The sequence below is a fragment of the Paenibacillus sp. JNUCC32 genome, assembly GCF_014863545.1.
Lineage (GTDB): Bacteria > Bacillota > Bacilli > Paenibacillales > Paenibacillaceae > Paenibacillus_AQ > Paenibacillus_AQ lautus_A.
In genome coordinates this window covers 1,117,581-1,133,629 of record NZ_CP062260.1, presented here as the reverse complement: position 1 = coordinate 1,133,629, position 16,049 = coordinate 1,117,581, and the positions used below count along the sequence as shown (strand labels likewise).

General features: G+C 52.0%; 12 protein-coding genes. All 12 read right to left on the bottom strand.

Annotation, left to right across the window (positions count from 1 at the left end; all coding sequences use genetic code 11):
• Window positions 1-85 precede the first annotated feature (85 nt).
• Window positions 86-1,039, bottom strand: coding sequence for a bifunctional riboflavin kinase/FAD synthetase (locus JNUCC32_RS05210; protein WP_096774498.1), 954 nt, complete (start codon window positions 1,037-1,039; stop codon window positions 86-88).
• A 35-nt stretch (window positions 1,040-1,074) separates the two neighbouring features.
• On the bottom strand, window positions 1,075-1,986 hold the full coding sequence (truB, locus tag JNUCC32_RS05205; RefSeq protein WP_192571288.1) for a tRNA pseudouridine(55) synthase TruB: 912 nt from the start codon (window positions 1,984-1,986) through the stop codon (window positions 1,075-1,077).
• Entirely contained in the window at window positions 1,983-2,960 is a 978-nt protein-coding gene (locus JNUCC32_RS05200) for a DHH family phosphoesterase (protein ID WP_096774500.1), read from the bottom strand. The genes truB and JNUCC32_RS05200 overlap by 4 nt, the downstream gene beginning before the upstream one ends.
• 30 nt (window positions 2,961-2,990) lie before the next feature.
• Window positions 2,991-3,344, bottom strand: a complete 354-nt coding sequence (rbfA, locus tag JNUCC32_RS05195; protein WP_090908225.1) for a 30S ribosome-binding factor RbfA — start codon at window positions 3,342-3,344, stop codon at window positions 2,991-2,993.
• A 19-nt stretch (window positions 3,345-3,363) separates the two neighbouring features.
• Window positions 3,364-6,048: a translation initiation factor IF-2 gene (infB, locus tag JNUCC32_RS05190; protein ID WP_192571287.1), complete on the bottom strand. Its 2,685-nt coding sequence runs from the start codon at window positions 6,046-6,048 to the stop codon at window positions 3,364-3,366.
• Window positions 6,041-6,364, bottom strand: coding sequence for a YlxQ family RNA-binding protein (locus JNUCC32_RS05185; RefSeq protein WP_175320809.1), 324 nt, complete (start codon window positions 6,362-6,364; stop codon window positions 6,041-6,043). Before JNUCC32_RS05185 ends, infB begins: the two co-directional genes overlap by 8 nt.
• A complete protein-coding gene (rnpM, locus tag JNUCC32_RS05180; protein ID WP_009594698.1) occupies window positions 6,357-6,668 on the bottom strand; it encodes an RNase P modulator RnpM in 312 nt (103 codons plus the stop codon). Before rnpM ends, JNUCC32_RS05185 begins: the two co-directional genes overlap by 8 nt.
• 25 nt (window positions 6,669-6,693) lie before the next feature.
• Window positions 6,694-7,791, bottom strand: a complete 1,098-nt coding sequence (nusA, locus tag JNUCC32_RS05175) for a transcription termination factor NusA (protein ID WP_009594773.1) — start codon at window positions 7,789-7,791, stop codon at window positions 6,694-6,696.
• Window positions 7,792-7,823: 32 nt separating this feature from the next.
• A complete protein-coding gene (rimP, locus tag JNUCC32_RS05170; RefSeq protein ID WP_009594781.1) occupies window positions 7,824-8,285 on the bottom strand; it encodes a ribosome maturation factor RimP in 462 nt (153 codons plus the stop codon).
• A gap of 179 nt (window positions 8,286-8,464) precedes the next feature.
• Complete coding sequence (locus JNUCC32_RS05165) at window positions 8,465-12,781, bottom strand: PolC-type DNA polymerase III (protein WP_192571286.1); 4,317 nt, start codon at window positions 12,779-12,781, stop codon at window positions 8,465-8,467.
• A 250-nt stretch (window positions 12,782-13,031) separates the two neighbouring features.
• The gene (gene proS, locus JNUCC32_RS05160; protein WP_009594764.1) at window positions 13,032-14,489 is read right to left on the bottom strand and encodes a proline--tRNA ligase; all 1,458 of its coding nucleotides are present in this window, start codon (window positions 14,487-14,489) and stop codon (window positions 13,032-13,034) included.
• A 221-nt stretch (window positions 14,490-14,710) separates the two neighbouring features.
• Window positions 14,711-15,979: an RIP metalloprotease RseP gene (rseP, locus tag JNUCC32_RS05155; RefSeq protein WP_430623461.1), complete on the bottom strand. Its 1,269-nt coding sequence runs from the start codon at window positions 15,977-15,979 to the stop codon at window positions 14,711-14,713.
• Window positions 15,980-16,049: the final 70 nt, after the last annotated feature.

Sequence of the window (16,049 nt, the reverse complement as noted above, 5' to 3'; positions counted from 1 at the left end):
CCCGATCCTCGGGCAACCTCTAAGAGTATAGCATACTTTACCTGAAAAAGAAAATCCGTTTGCGAACAATTTGTCCCAAAACGTTTTATTCGCTGACATTCAATATTTTGCGGGCCTCGACGGCATCGCGCTGAATCCATTCCACAAGCTCCTGAACCGATTCGAATTTATGCTCCTTGCGGATATATTGAACGATATCCACCGTCATGATCTGGTCGTACAGATCCCCTTCGAAATCAAACAGATGGACCTCGAAGATCGGTTCAGTAATCCCTTCGTGGAACGTCGGCTTCACGCCGACGTTCATGACGCCCGGTATCCAGTCGTAATGCTTATCCGTGCGGGCACGGACGGCATAGACGCCCAATGCAGGCGCCACGAATGGATCCGTCAACTCCAGGTTCGCGGTAGGGAAACCGATCTTTCTTCCCCGCTTCTCCCCGTGAACGACCGTACCCCGGATGTGGTAATTCCGTCCGAGCCAGCGGTTTGCGTCCGACAGCTGTCCAGTTTTCAAGGCAATCCGTATGGATGAACTTCCTACCTTCTCGCCGTCGACCAGGAATGGCGGTACCGTAACGACCGACATTTTGCCTTCCCCGAGTTCCTGAAGTTTAACTGCGTCTCCTGCGCCTTTATGGCCGAACCGGAAATCAAATCCGACTACCGCCGTTTGAAGATTCAAGGGAAAGAGCATTTCTTCAACAAACGCTTCCGGACTTACTTGGGAAAATTCTTTATTGAACTCGACGACGTACAGAATATCGATGCCCATCTGCTCAAGCAGCTGCTGCTTGTCAGGCTGGGGAGTCAGATAGCCTTCGTAGCTCCCCTTACCGATCACGTCCTTCGGATGCGGATAGAAGGTAATGAGCGCGGCCGGCACTCCATTCTCCCGAGCAATGCTGACAGCGGTCGAAAGCACGCTGGCGTGTCCCAGGTGAAGACCGTCGAACTGGCCGATTGCCGCTACCTTGGGCTCGGCAGCTTCTCGTACGATGTCGGAAGATACAGGATAAGATAATGAAACAATCCTCATGATTTCTCACCTCCACTCACTAAATCCAGTCATGCTTAGGAAAATACTTTCACGGGAACGATAGCGCCCGTCTCTTCCTGACGCTTATAGATGCCCAGAAAGTTTTCCTTTATATCGTACAAACGGATAGGCTCCGAACTGTCGACGGCCGGTTCTACCGCCCTGGAGGACAAGCGTTGCCCCTTCAGCGCGGCCTCCGCCTTCTCTTCGGAAACCGTATGCTTTGCTAGATGATGAATCGCTTGATCCACCGGAATAAGCCGGGTTTGCAGCGTTTCATCCTTCATGTACTGCTCAATTTGCTCTAGGGTCAAGCACTGCGCCTCGGTGATTCCCGCCGATATCGTACGTACCAGCTTAACCATGACGGACGGCAGGCCGAGCTTCCTCCCGATATCCACACAAAGCGTGCGGATGTATGTACCTTTGGAGCACAGTACACGGAAAGAAATTTCCGTATACTCCCCTTCCGCATCAAAGTCCGTCATCTCGATTTCATGAATCGTTACGGTACGGCTTTTGCGCTCCACCGTCTTGCCTTCTCTGGCAAGCTCGTACAATCGTTTGCCGTTGATTTTGACGGCGGAATACATAGGAGGAACCTGAGAGATCTGGCCTGTAAAAGATTGCAGCGCTTCAAGCGCCTCGTCTCTGGTCACGCGGACTTCATCCGCAGTCTCCACCACATTCCCGGTAATATCCTCGGTATCGGTCGAGTATCCAAGGCGGAGGACCGCATGATACTCTTTAGGCAGCTCCTGCAGATATTCGACGACCCGCGTAGCTCTCCCCAAGCATAACGGAAGCACGCCCGTCACTTCAGGGTCCAGCGTCCCGGTATGTCCGATCCGCTTCAAACGAACCATTCCCCGAACTTTGGCTACCACATCGTGGGAGGTCCATCCGGCCGGTTTGTGAACGGCCAAGATGCCTTCTAATTGCGTCATAGCTTTAATCTCACCTGCTCTACTACTTTAGGGATGATGTCTTGAAGGGAGCCTTCCATGCTGCACCCTGCCGCCCGGACATGGCCGCCACCGCCAAAAATTTGGGCCAACGCGGCAACATCCACTTTGCCGGCTGAACGCAAACTCGCCTTGACCATTCCGGATCTCAGCGATTTGAACAGAATCCCGACTTCGACTCCCTGAATGTTTCGGGGATAATTGACGATCCCTTCAAGATCCTCGCTAACGGCACCGCATAGTTCCATATGCTCGGGGGTTACGTACACCCAGGCTATTTTACCGTCATCCGACAGACTCAGCGTGTTTAACGCCTGAACCAACACCTTCATCTGCGGGAGCGTCATTTCCTCAAGCAGCGTTTCCGCAATTTCGGGGCCGTTCACGCCATAGGATAACAGATCGGAAGCCATGCTCATGACCTTGGGCGACGTATTGGAATAACGAAAACCGCCGGTATCCGTTAACAATCCGGTATAAATCGCAGTGGCGATTTCGGCATCCCAATCGATTTCAAACAAATTCAGCAAATCATAAAGGATTTCTGCGGTTGCAGCCGCCTCGGGCACAACCAGGTTAACGGCTCCGTAACGATCATTCGTTGGATGATGGTCAATATTAACGATGCTCGCATGATCGGCAAACACCTGCTGCGTATAACCTACTCTCGCAAAATCCGCGCAATCCACGCAAATGACGTTTGAAAACGTCCTTCCCGGCTGCTGTTCGGACAGATTGAGAATGTCTTCTGCATGCCACAGCTTTTTCATGCGCTTCGGGATAGGCCCTTCGTTGATCATCGTGAATTTCTTGCCCAGACATGAGAGAAGCCAGCCCACCGCAAGGGTGGAACTGACTGCATCTCCATCGGGCTGAACATGCGACACAACCAAATAATCATCGTGCTCCAGCAGAAACGATTTCACCTGCTGCAGCTCTTGTTCATAGGTCTGCATTCGCCCTCTCCTTTATAAACAAAAACTACTCTATTTCTCTTCGCGATCCACGATTTCAGTCAGCAGCTTCTCAATATGGCTGCCATAAGCAATGGATTCGTCGAATTTGAAGATCAGCTCCGGAACATGCCGGAGGCGAATCCGCTTGCCCAGTTCGGATCGGAGGAAGCCGCTTGCCTTCTCCAGCCCTTTCAAGGAAGCCGCCTTCTGCTCGTCGTCCCCGAGCACGCTCAGGTATACCTTCGCTTGGGACAGATCGTTAGTTACATCCACGCCGGTCACGGTAATAAAACCGATTCTCGGGTCTTTCAATTCCGTTTGGATCAGTTGGCTGAGCTCTTTTTTAATCTGCTCGCCTACGCGCCCAGTTCTGATTTTTGCCATGGTCTGATCACCTCATTCGTTAGCGCTCTACCGTCTCCATGATGAAGGCTTCGATTACGTCCCCTTCTTTGACGTCGCTATAGCCTACCAAGGTAATACCGCACTCGTAACCCTGTGCCACTTCTTTAGCGTCATCTTTAAAGCGCTTGAGGGAATCGATCTTGCCTTCATGAACGACAATGCCGTCACGGATCAAGCGAGCTTCTGCGTTACGCGTAATTTTACCGGATGTCACCATACATCCTGCAATCGTACCCACTTTGCTCACTTTAAAGGTGTTGCGGACTTCCGCATGACCGATCACGGATTCTTTATACTCCGGATCGAGCATCCCCTTCATAGCTTGCTCAATTTCCTCGATTACATTATATATTACACGGTGCAGACGGATATCAACCTTCTCCTGCTCGGCGGTTTGCTTCGCTTGAACGTCAGGACGAACGTTAAACCCGATTACGATCGCGTTAGAGGCAGCTGCCAAAATAATATCGGATTCGGTGATGGCACCGGCACCGCTATGGATAATCTTGACGCGCACGCCTTCCACTTCGATTTTGTTCAAGGAACCTTTCAGGGCCTCGACGGAACCTTGCACGTCACCTTTGATAATCACGTTAAGATCCTTGATTTCGCCGTCTTTAATGTGCTGGAAGAGATCATCCAGCGTCACCCGCGTATTCGTGTTCAATTCGGACTGACGATGGGTAATCGCACGCTTATCCGCGATATTACGCGCTTTACGCTCATCCTCGAACACCATGAACGGATCGCCGGCGCCCGGAACTTCAGTCAAACCGGTAATTTCGACCGGCGTAGATGGTCCGGCTTCTTTTAAACGACGGCCTTTATCGTTCACCATGGCGCGAATACGTCCAAAGCAGTTGCCGGCTACGAAGGCGTCGCCCACTTTCAACGTACCATGCTGAACGAGGATGCGGGCTACCGGTCCTCTGCCTTTATCAAGCTCAGCTTCAATCACGGTACCGCGCGCGCGTTTATCAGGGTTTGCTTTATATTCGTTCACTTCTGCTACCAGAAGGATCATTTCAAGCAAGTCTTCCAGACCCATCCGCTGTTTCGCCGAAACGTTAACGAAGATGGTATCTCCGCCCCACTCTTCAGGCACTAACTCATATTCCGTCAATTCTTGTTTGACTTTATCCGGGTTAGCGTCCGGCTTATCGATTTTGTTCACGGCAACGATGATCGGCAAACCTGCCGCTTTAGCATGGTTAATCGCTTCGACCGTCTGTGGCATCACGCCGTCGTCGGCCGCAACCACGATGATCGTCATATCCGTTACTTGCGCACCGCGGGCACGCATGGCCGTAAACGCTTCGTGACCCGGTGTATCCAGGAACGTAATCTTCTTATTATTGATCTCGACTTGGTAAGCACCGATATGCTGCGTAATTCCGCCAGCTTCGCCACTAGATACGTTCGTGGAACGGATCGCATCCAGCAGCGTCGTTTTACCGTGGTCAACGTGACCCATAATCGTAACGACCGGTGGACGCTCTTTCAGTTCTTCCGGAGCATCGTTTTCTTCAACGGTCTCAAAACGATCTTCCTCTACCGGAATTTTCACTTCGACTTCTACACCGAATTCGCCAGCGAGCAATAGAATCGTATCGATATCCAGCTCCTGGTTGATGGTGGCCATCACGCCGAGGAAAATCAGCTTCTTGATGACTTCGGAAGCGTCCTTATGAAGCAGCTTCGCCGTTTCACCGACGGTCATGTTGCCACGGACGATAATTTTCTTCGGCGTGTTGTCGATTTTCTCACGAGGCGGCTGCTGATTATGTTGATTCCGGCCGCGGTTGTTCTTGCCACCGCGATTGTTTCCACGGAATCCTCCCTGACGGTTGTCATCAAAACGCTTGGAGTCTGAACGATTGTTATTGTTGTTTCTGGAACCGCGGTTCTGGCCGTTGCTGTTATTGGATCCTGAGAATCCGCCTCCGGTTCCACCCGGCTTGCTCTGAGGACGCGCTCCGCCTTGGTTGTTGCCGCCCTGCGGACGCGATCCTCCTTGATTATTGCCTTGCGGACGCGATCCGCCCTGATTATTGCCTTGCGGACGCCCGCCGCCTTGACCTCCGCCTTGTGGACGGGATCCGGTCTGCGTGCTGCTGCCGCTCGGTCTGGAGCCTTGGCTGCGATTATTCTGCTGGCTTCCTTGTGCGGAGCCAGATTGGTTTCTTCGGGTATCCTGCCCTCCTTGGGGACGCTGGGAACCTGAAGCATGTTGTGTGTTTGAATTCGTTCTACTATTCATACCTACCTGCTTTTCCTGTTGTTTTTTGGGCTGGCTTTGACCTTGTTGTCCTGATACTCGTTGTCCTGAATGACGCATACCGTCCTGCCCATTACGGTTGCCGTCTGCACTCACGTTAGTGGAAGTGCCTTCTGTTTTAGCATTGGATACGGATGCGGCTGCATTCGCTCCGGAACCCGAAGGTTTGCGGTTCTCGGTTCGAGGAGCGTCGCCACTGTCCCGCTTGGCTGCCGCATTCGATTTGATATCTTTGAAGAACTGCTCTACCTTCGACACCGTATCGTTTTCCATTACGCTCATGTGGTTATTGACCGGAACGTTCAAACGCTTAAGGATCGTGATAATTTCTTTACTGCTCATGTTCAACGATTTAGCATATTCGTACACTCGAAGTTTATTGTCTTTGTTTTCCTGTTTACTCAATATACTCCACCTCCGACATTGTCTCCATTTTCTTGGAGATCATTTCTGCGAATCCTTGATCCGTAACTGCCAGCACAACCCGCTCGGGTTTACCTACACTTGTGCCCAGACTTTCCCGGTCAAATCCGATTACCAGAGGGATATTGTAAGAACCGCATTTGTCGCGGAACTTCTTTGTTGTATTATCTGAGGCGTCACCCGCCAGAATAACCAATTTTGCTTCAGAAGACCGGATGGCTTTGAGCACGATCTCATCTCCGGTAACCACCTTGCCTGCCCTCATGGCCAGGCCGAGCTGAGAAAGCGCCCTATTCATCATCGGCAGCACTCTCTTTTGCAGCCAGGAATTCATCCTCAACCTTGATGAAATCCTGTGCCAACTGTTCGTAGATCTCAGGCTTCACATGTTGTTTCAACGCTCGATCCAGTGCTTTATTTTTGTGTGCCAGCTTGAAGCAGGAAACCTTGCCGCATAGATACGCTCCCCGTCCCGACTTTTTGCCGGTGAGATCGATCAGGACAGCGTCATCGGGAGTCCTGACAATCCGGATGAGCTCTTTCTTCGGCATCATTTCCTGACACGCCACACATTTACGCAGCGGTATCTTTCTCTGTTTCAAGACGACAACCCCCCGTCATTTGGAATTAATCGACAGAGACGGAATCCTGGTGCATTTCACCTGATTGGGACTTCGGTCTGCCAAATTCCTGCTCCGCCTGACTTTCGCTCTTAATATCAATCTTCCAGCCGGTCAGCTTCGCCGCGAGACGAGCATTCTGGCCTTTGATCCCTATCGCCAGCGAGAGTTGGTAATCCGGAACGATTACGCGCGCCATCTTCTCATCTTCAAATACTTGGACTTCAAGCACTTTGGATGGGCTCAGCGCATTGGCCACGTATTCTTCGACCTGGTCGGAATAACGCACGATGTCGATTTTTTCGCCGCGAAGCTCATTGACAATCGTTTGTACGCGCAATCCCTTAGGCCCTACGCAAGAGCCGACCGGATCGACTTCATCGTTGCGGGAATACACCGCAATTTTGGAGCGGAATCCCGCTTCGCGCGCAACCGAGCGAATTTCCACGACGCCGTCGAAAATTTCCGGCACTTCCAGCTCGAACAGGCGCTTCAAAAGGCCCGGATGCGTACGGGACAGCATAATCTGCGGCCCTTTGGTTGTGTTCTCAACCTTCGTAATGTACGCTTTGATCCGGTCGCCATGCTTGAACTTCTCGTTGGGCATAAGCTCGGTAAGCGGCAGCGCCGCTTCGATCTTGCCAAGGTCGATATAGATGTTGCGCAAATCCTGACGCTGCAGCGTACCCGTAACGATATCGTCTTCCTTGTCAATAAAAGCGCTGTAGATCAGGCCGCGTTCGGCTTCTCTAATGCGCTGGGTAACAACCTGCTTTGCCGTTTGAGCGGCGATCCGTCCGAAATCACGCGGCGTAACCTCGATTTCCGCTATATCTTCGATCTGAAAATGCGGATTGATCTCACGTGCGGCATGCAGCGAAATTTCAGTGCGCGGATCCAGAACCTCGTCCACGATCAGCTTCCGTGCGAACACCTTGATAACACCCGTGTTGCGATTCATGTCTACCCGTACATTTTGCGCGGTGTTGAAATTGCGCTTGTAACTTGAGATCAGTGCCGCTTCAATGGCTTCAAACAGCACATCCTTGCTGATGCCCTTCTCTCTTTCCAACTCATTCATCGCTTCAATAAAATCCATACTCATTGAAAATCGGTTCCCCCTTTCAAAACTTCCGTTTAAAAAATGATGGCCAATCTGGCACTGGCTACTTTTGCATATGGAATCACGTGCTGCTTCTTCGCGGTCTGAATGACCAGCTCCTCGTTATCAAAGGATTCCAGCTTGCCTTCAAACTCCTTCAACCCGTTAATCGGCTCGTATACCGTAACAAACACGTTCTTGCCGACCGACTTCGCAACATCCTCTTTTTTCTTCAGGGGACGTTCCGCGCCAGGAGAAGAGACTTCAAGAAAATAAGCCGTCGGAATCGGATCGTTCTCGTCCAGCTTCTGGCTCAGGTGTTCACTGATTAAACCGCAATCGTCAATGTCAATGCCGCCGTCCTTATCAACAAACACGCGCAAGAACCAGTTGCTTCCTTCCTTAACGTATTCCACATCTACCAGTTCAAAGCCGTGTTCGTCCAAATACGGCTGCACCATTTCTTCCACAGTCGTTTTAATCTTTGATGTGCTCAAAGAACATAACCTCCAAGTTGATTTCCTATATACCAAAGAGTAAAGAGTGGGTTGCCCCACTCTTTACACAACGGTTTTATCTCCATGATTACCAAAAAAATTATAACATAGTCTGGTAATAGTGACAAGTATGACTCCTTGACTGTCAAGGCGTCACGGCCATGAAAGAATGACAAGAATCAGAACAATGACAACTGGTTGCTCTCCGGCAGACCGCGGAAGCATCCCATTTGGGTCAACAGCTCCACGGCGGTTTTGCTTGCCTTCGATTTTTGCTGGAAATCCTCGATGGAGAGGAATTCTCCGAATTCACGCGCGGCGGCAATATTGCGGGCAGCGTTATCGCCGATTCCCGCAAGCGCCGAGAACGGCGGAATGAGCGAGTCTCCATCCACCTTGAATTTCAAGGCGTCGGATTGATACAAATCGATGTTCTTGAATGAGAAGCCCCTTGCCGTCATTTCCAGCGCCATCTCCAGAATCGGCAGCATGCCTTTTTCCTTCGGGCTCGCCCCGAAGCCGAGCTGCTCGATCTCTTCAATCCGGCGATAGATCGCCTCATAGCCCTGACAGCATAATTCGATATCAAAATCCTCGGCGCGGACCGAGAAGTAGGTTGCGTAATATTCAATCGGATAATACAGCTTGAAGTAAGCCGTTCGCACCGCTGAAATAACATATGCGGCGGCGTGGGCTTTCGGGAACATGTACTGGATTTTGAGACAGGAATCAATGTACCACTGCGGCACTTTGCATTTCTTCATCTCGTCGATCCATTCCTGGGACAACCCCCGGCCTTTACGCACGCTTTCCGTAATCTTAAACGCGAGGCTCGCGTCCATGCCGGCCTTGTAAATCAGGAACAGCATGATGTCATCGCGGCAACCGATAACGGTTTTGATGTTGCAGGTTCCATTCTTGATGAGCTCTTGTGCGTTGCCGAGCCATACGCCGGTTCCGTGTGAAAGTCCCGAGATTTGCAAAAGGTCAGCAAAACTCGACGGCTGCGACTCCACCAGCATCTGGCGCACGAACTTGGTCCCCATCTCCGGCACGCCGAAGGTGGCCACCGGCGAGCGTATTTGCTCCGGCTTCACGCCCAGCGCCTCCGTTGAATTGAACATGCTCATCACTTTCGGATCGTTCATCGGGATGGTCGTTGGGTCCACTCCGGTCAAATCCTGGAGCATTCTCATCATCGTCGGATCATCGTGTCCGAGAATATCCAGCTTGAGCAAATTCGCTTCAAAGGCATGGTAATCGAAATGCGTCGTTTTCCACTCCGCGTTGACATCATCGGCAGGGTACTGCACAGGCGTTATCTCTTCAACCTCGATGTAGTCCGGCACAACGACAATACCGCCGGGATGCTGGCCTGTGCTTCGCTTGACGCCGGTACAGCCTGACGCCAGCCGGTTTAATTCCGCGCCGCGCCAGCGCTTGTTGTTGTGCTCCTCGTATTTCTTGGCAAAGCCGAACGCCGTCTTCTCCGCCACGGTGCCGATGGTACCGGCACGGAATACGTTCTTCTCGCCGAACATCTCCTTGGTGAAATTATGGGCATGCGGTTGATATTCGCCGGAGAAGTTCAAATCGATATCGGGAACCTTATCCCCTTTGAAGCCCAGGAAGGTTTCGAACGGGATATCCTGTCCTTCGCCCTTCATCATGTTTCCGCATTCCGGACAAGCCTTGTCCGGCAAGTCGAATCCGCTCGGCACGCTGCCGTCCAGGAACCATTCGCTGTGCTTGCAGTCGCTGTTCAAGCAAATGTAATGTGCTGGCAGCGGGTTAACCTCGGATATGCCGAGGAACGTCGCAACGACGGAGGAGCCAACGGAACCCCGGGAACCAACCAAATAGCCGTCCCGATTCGATTTTTTCACCAGCTTCTCGGAAATCAGATAGTTCGCGGAGAAGCCGTATCTAATAATCGGCTCCAGCTCTTTCTCCAACCGGGCCACAACGACCTCGGGCAGGTTCTCCCCATAGATCGACTTGGCCGTGTCGTAGCAGGTGTTGCGAATTTCTTCGTCGGCTCCCTCCAGGATCGGCGTAAACAGCTTATCCGGGAACAGTTCCAAATCTTCAAAACGGTCGGCCAATTCGCTTGTGTTCGTCACCACGACTTCATAGCATTTGTCCTGACCCAAAAACTCGAACTCTTGCAGCATCTCTTCCGTCGTCCGAAAATGCGCGTCTGGCTTGCGCATATCCTTGAGCGGGCTGAAGCCGGTAATGCCATGGATGGTGATGTCCCGGAACAGCTTGTCCCGCGGTTCCAGATAGTGCACATTCCCTGTAGCGATGACCGGTTTGTTCAGCTTTTCGCCGATGCGCACGACTTTGGAAATCGCGGTTTTGATCTCTTCGGGGCTGCCTACCAGGCCTTTGTCCACCAAATGCATATACATCGTCAACGGCTGGATTTCCAAAACGTCGTAAAAGCCTGCAATCTCTTCGGCTTCCTCCTCCGTCTTGTTCAGCACCGTTTCGAAGAACTCCCCTTTTTCGCAGCCGGACAGCACCAGGAGTCCGTCCCGCATCTCTTGGAGCTTGGATTTCGGGATGCAGGGCACCCGCTTGAAATATTCGGTATGCGACATGGAGACCAGTTTGTACAGATTCTTCTTGCCCGTCATGTTCAAAGCGTAAATCCCGCAATGGAACGGACGGGTATTGGACAGGTCCATGCCCACGTAATCATTAAGACGGTCCAGCATCTTCACGCCTTTGGTTTTGTCTACGTCGCTGAGGAGCCCGTTCAGGATTCCCGCCAGCGCAATTGTATCGTCGATCGCGCGGTGATGGCTTTCCAGCAGCACCTTGTACTTATCCGCCAATGTGTTAAGGCGGTGATTCTTAAGTCCCGGATGCACCAGTCGGGCCAGCTCCAAAGTATCCAAATACGGATTCTCCAGCGTGTCCATGCCTGCATTCTTGAGTGCTGCCTGAATGAACCCCATGTCAAACCGCGCGTTGTGAGCCACGAGCACGCCATCGCCGACGAATTCAACAAATTCCTTCAGTACCGGCTCCAGTTCAGGAGCATCCTTGACCATATCGTCATTGATGTTCGTCAATTGCTGGATATGATACGGAATTCGCTCGTGCGGATTAACAAACGTGGCGTACCTGCCAATCTCCTTGCCTTCGTGCATCTTCACGGCTGCAAGCTCGATGATCTTGTTCGCGGTGATGGACAAACCCGTGGTTTCAATATCGAATACCACGTAAGTCGCGCTGCTCAGCTCAATCGGCTGTGCCTGTTCCACGATGTTGACGGCATCATTCACGACATTGGCCTCGATGCCGTACATCATTTTGACTCCATGTTTCTTGGCGTTCTTGGCTGCGTCAGGATAACACTGCACGCCGCCGTGATCACTTACGGCAATCGCTTTATGTCCCCAGGCGGCCGCGGTTTTGATGTACCGGTCGATCGGCGTGACCGCATCCATCGTGCTCATAGTGGTATGGAGATGGAATTCCACCCGCTTCTCGGCAGCGTTATCCTTGCGGGAAGGGGGCGCCTTGACTTCATTGAGGTCGGACGGGATCATGACCAGCTCCGGCACCTGCATAAACCGGTCATATTCCACGCGTCCGCGTGCCTTCACCCATTTGCCGTTCTCAAGAAGGCTCAGGACCTTCAAGTCATCCTTCGTTTTGCCAAACATCTTCATCTGCAAGGAATCGCTGAAATCGGTTAAGTTGAAGGTAAACAGCGTGCTGCCGTTTCGGAGCTCCTTGCGGTCCAACCCGAAAATGGTACCCTGGATCGTAATTTTCTTCTCTTCGTCCTGGATCTCCTGGATCGAAACCGGCTGATCCTTGATATCATATCCGACCTGCAGCCGAATCTCGCCTTCTTCCTCGTCCTCGGCATCCAGCTCCGCTTCCATGCTGCTCATGATCTGTTCGATAACCTCGCGCTCTTCCTCGCGCTTCCTCTGCTCGAACTCCTCGTAAGCGGCCTGGCCGTTATCGCCGACCTGCATCTTCACACGAAGTGTCAGATCGAAGTACTGCCCGAAGAATCGGGTTATGGCGGTATCGATCTGTTTCTTGCGGGCAAGTTCAAGCGACATGCCATCCGACATGGAGAGAAGGACCTGCCCGTCTTCCACCTCGTGTTTCGCCCTAGTCATCCAGCCATTGACCGATGGAATCTCCCGGTGTGCCCACTCCAGAAACAAGCCCCAATACTCCTGCACGATATCGGCCTCCGGAACGCCGCTTCCATACCGGAACACAAATTTGATCTTAGCGATATGTCCCATCTTCTCCTGAATCCTCAGGCAAAATGTGCGATAAACTTCGGCCGGGACCAAGGTCTCCTTCTGAACGGTTATCCTCCAGTCCTTGCTGTTCCTGCTGGTCTCTACTTGTTCAATCACACCGTCTAAAAAATAGGGTTCCACCAGATTGGCCGGAACTTCTCCCTGCTTGATCAGCAGTTCAAATCGCTTCCTTTTATCTTCAGTCGTGCCCATGGTTCCCTCCCCCTGCATAACATAAAGCTGTAAGAAAAACTTCTATCGACCTACATCCACAGAAGACAGACCGCGTTTAGCGGATAAAAAACAGAATAAAGCTTCCGCCGGCAGCACTCCATCGTCCTGCCCCGAGAAAGAGAGCGTCCGTCATACTGCCATCCGGAAGCTTACTCCAGATGATGAATCCCCGACGCGGACGAAAAATTGCCCTTCGTCATGCAAGTCGGAAACTCATAATATCGAATTCCTAGTACGCTCTCGCGAACAGCACCGTATGCTTCGCATCCTCGCCGCATACGAGACACTTCGTTTTGTTCTCGGCCGGTTCAAACGGAATGTTTCTGCTCGTCGCGCCGGTTTCTTGCTTCACGGTGTCTTCGCAAGCTTCCGAACCGCACCATCCTGCCAAAGTAAACCCGCGCTTGTCCTCCATGCTGTCCTTCATTTCATCCAGCGTCTCCACGGAATAGAAATGATCCTCGCGGAACTGCTTTGCACGATCGAACATTTCCTGATGCACCTGCTCCAGCATGCTCTGCACTTCCTGGATCAGGTTGGCCTGCTCCACAACCTTCTTCTCGCCCGTAATGCGGGAAACGAGCACGCAGACGCCATTCTCCATATCACGAGGCCCGATCTCCAGACGAACCGGAACGCCGCGCATTTCGTACTCATTGAATTTCCAGCCTGGACGCACATCCGGATTGTCGTCCACCCGTACGCGGATCCCGGCGGATTTCAGTTCACGGAACAGCTCGTCCGTACGGCCCACGACGGCGTCTCTCGTCTTCGGAGGCCCGATTGGAATCATGATTACTTGAGTCGGCGCAACTTTTGGAGGAAGCACCAAGCCCCGGTCGTCCCCATGGACCATGATCAAGGAGCCGATAAGACGCGTGCTGACTCCCCAGGAAGTCGTATGTGCGTATTCCAGCGTATTTTCACGGTTCAAATATTGAATATCGAAAGCTTGCGAGAAATTGGTACCCATGTAGTGTGATGTGCCTGCTTGTACAGCCCGACCGTCTTTCATCATCGCTTCGATGGAGAACGTGTCCACGGCACCCGCGAATTTCTCCGAAGGCGTCTTCTGCCCCTTGATCACCGGAATCGCGAGATAGTCCTCTACGAATTGCTGATAGATATCGAGCATTTGCATGGTTTCCCCTCTTGCTTCCGCTTCCGTTTCATGAGCGGTATGCCCCTCTTGCCATAAAAACTCGCTGGTGCGGAGGAACGGCAGCGTGCGTTTCTCCCAGCGCACCACGTTGGCCCACTGATTGATCAGCACAGGAAGATCACGATAGGATTGAATCCATTTGGAATACATGTGCCCGAACATCGTTTCGGAAGTCGGACGAATAGCCAGACGCTCTTCAAGCTTCTCGCCCGCCGCTTCGGTCACCCAAGGCAGCTCTGGATTGAAACCTTCCACATGCTCCTTCTCTTTCTGGAAAAAGCTCTCCGGAATGAACAACGGGAAATAAGCGTTCCGATGTCCCGTTGCCTTAAAGCGCCGATCCAGCTCCGCCTGGATATGCTCCCAAATTTCATAACCGTCCGGTTTAAAGACGATGCAGCCCCGGACTGGGGAATAATCCATCAAGTCCGCTTTTTTGATGACATCGATGTACCAGCGCGAGAAATCTTCTCCTTGCGGCGTGATCTCCGTCACGAATTGTTTATCCTTCGATTCCTTAGACATATAAATCGTGTTCCTCCCATTAATAAAACGCGTGGTCTAAGCCGTTCATTCAGGCGGCTTGACTGGACGTTATTGGCGATATGTGTGAACGGGCCGCGGCTATAAAACCCGCCCTGTGTTATAGAACTCCATGCTGGATATCGTTATGCGTGAAACTCTGCTAACAATAGAAAAAGGTACGGCTTTCGTCGCGGCTGGCGCACCGAGCCGTACCTTAAGGTCTATCCGTTGATCAAACGCAAAATATCGTTATAGGTGACGGCAATCATTAACAGGAACAGCATCGCAAACCCGATGAAGTGAACCATGCCTTCCCTGTTCGGGTCAACCGGCTTGCCCCGTAATGCCTCGATCCCCAAGAATACGAGCCGGCTTCCATCCAGCGCCGGAATCGGCAGCAGGTTGAATATGCCCAGGTACAAGCTTAGAATGGCCGCCCAATAGGTCAGCTGTTCGATACCCTGTTTGGCGATTTGACCCGTGACCTCAAAGGTGCGCACAGGACCGCCTAAATCATCCATGGAAAACTTCTGAATCAACTGTCTGAAGCCCTGGAAAATAATATTGGTGGTGTCAACCATCGCCGTCCCGGAGCCGGTAATCGTCTCTCCAAGCCCTGCGGATCGGGTAGGAAGCTCAGGAACGATCCCGACCTTGCCGCCTTCCTGGCCCTCCATGGTCCGAGGCGTCAACGTCAAATCGAAAGATTCCTCTCCTCGACGTACGGTCCATTCCATCGGCTTGTCCTTGGAGGCCGCAATCAATTCGATCATCTTCTGATAATCGGCCCCAATCGCCGTTCCGTTGATGCTCTCGATGATGTCGCCCTCTTTCAGATTGGCTTCGTCTGCTGGCATGCCTTTCGTAATCTCGCCTATCTGTACGTAGGTTGGATTCTCGACCGGTATACCGGCCATCTGAATGTGAAGGGCAAACAGCACGAAGGCCAAAATAAAGTTCATGACAGGGCCGGCAAATATCGCAAGCGCTCTTTGGCCGACGGTCTTGCTGCCGAACTGGCGGTCTCTCGGTGCGATCTGCGTCTCGACACCTTTAGCTACCGTTAATGCTTGCTGATGGATCTCGTACTGCTGAAATTCACCATCCACATCAAGCCTCACCGACAAACGGTCCACCATGTCGATAAACTGGACTTCGCCGCGAATGACATTTTTACGGTTGTCGAGTTGATCCAGATAAATCTTTTTCACTTGATTCTCTGCATTCACTCGAACCGCAATCGTCTGACCGGGCTGAATCTCGACAAGTTCCGGATCTTCCCCGGCCATGCGGGCATATCCGCCGAACGGGAGAAGACGAAGCGTGAACTGCGTTTCATGGCGTTTATATGAGAACAGCTTAGGACCAAATCCAATCGCGAACTCGCGTACCAAGATTCCGGCACGCCGGGCAAAATAATAGTGACCCCATTCGTGCACGGTAACGATCACAAAAAACATGAGCACCGTTAAAAAAACGACCCGAACCATTTCCAATTCTTTACATCCCCCTTTTCCTCTGAGAACGCAGTATGTCCCTATAGATTATCATTATTCTCCT

Excerpts from the sequence above, each read along its gene's own strand:
- JNUCC32_RS05185 (WP_175320809.1), bottom strand. The coding sequence starts at position 6,364 with ATGAATAGGGCGCTTTCTCAGCTCGGCCTGGCCATGAGGGCAGGCAAG.
- rseP (WP_430623461.1), bottom strand. The coding sequence starts at position 15,979 with ATGGTTCGGGTCGTTTTTTTAACGGTGCTCATGTTTTTTGTGATCGTT.
- JNUCC32_RS05200 (WP_096774500.1), bottom strand. The coding sequence starts at position 2,960 with ATGCAGACCTATGAACAAGAGCTGCAGCAGGTGAAATCGTTTCTGCTG.
- truB (WP_192571288.1), bottom strand. The coding sequence starts at position 1,986 with ATGACGCAATTAGAAGGCATCTTGGCCGTTCACAAACCGGCCGGATGG.
- rbfA (WP_090908225.1), bottom strand. The coding sequence starts at position 3,344 with ATGGCAAAAATCAGAACTGGGCGCGTAGGCGAGCAGATTAAAAAAGAG.
- nusA (WP_009594773.1), bottom strand. The coding sequence starts at position 7,791 with ATGAGTATGGATTTTATTGAAGCGATGAATGAGTTGGAAAGAGAGAAG.
- JNUCC32_RS05210 (WP_096774498.1), bottom strand. The coding sequence starts at position 1,039 with ATGAGGATTGTTTCATTATCTTATCCTGTATCTTCCGACATCGTACGA.
- JNUCC32_RS05165 (WP_192571286.1), bottom strand. The coding sequence starts at position 12,781 with ATGGGCACGACTGAAGATAAAAGGAAGCGATTTGAACTGCTGATCAAG.
- proS (WP_009594764.1), bottom strand. The coding sequence starts at position 14,489 with ATGTCTAAGGAATCGAAGGATAAACAATTCGTGACGGAGATCACGCCG.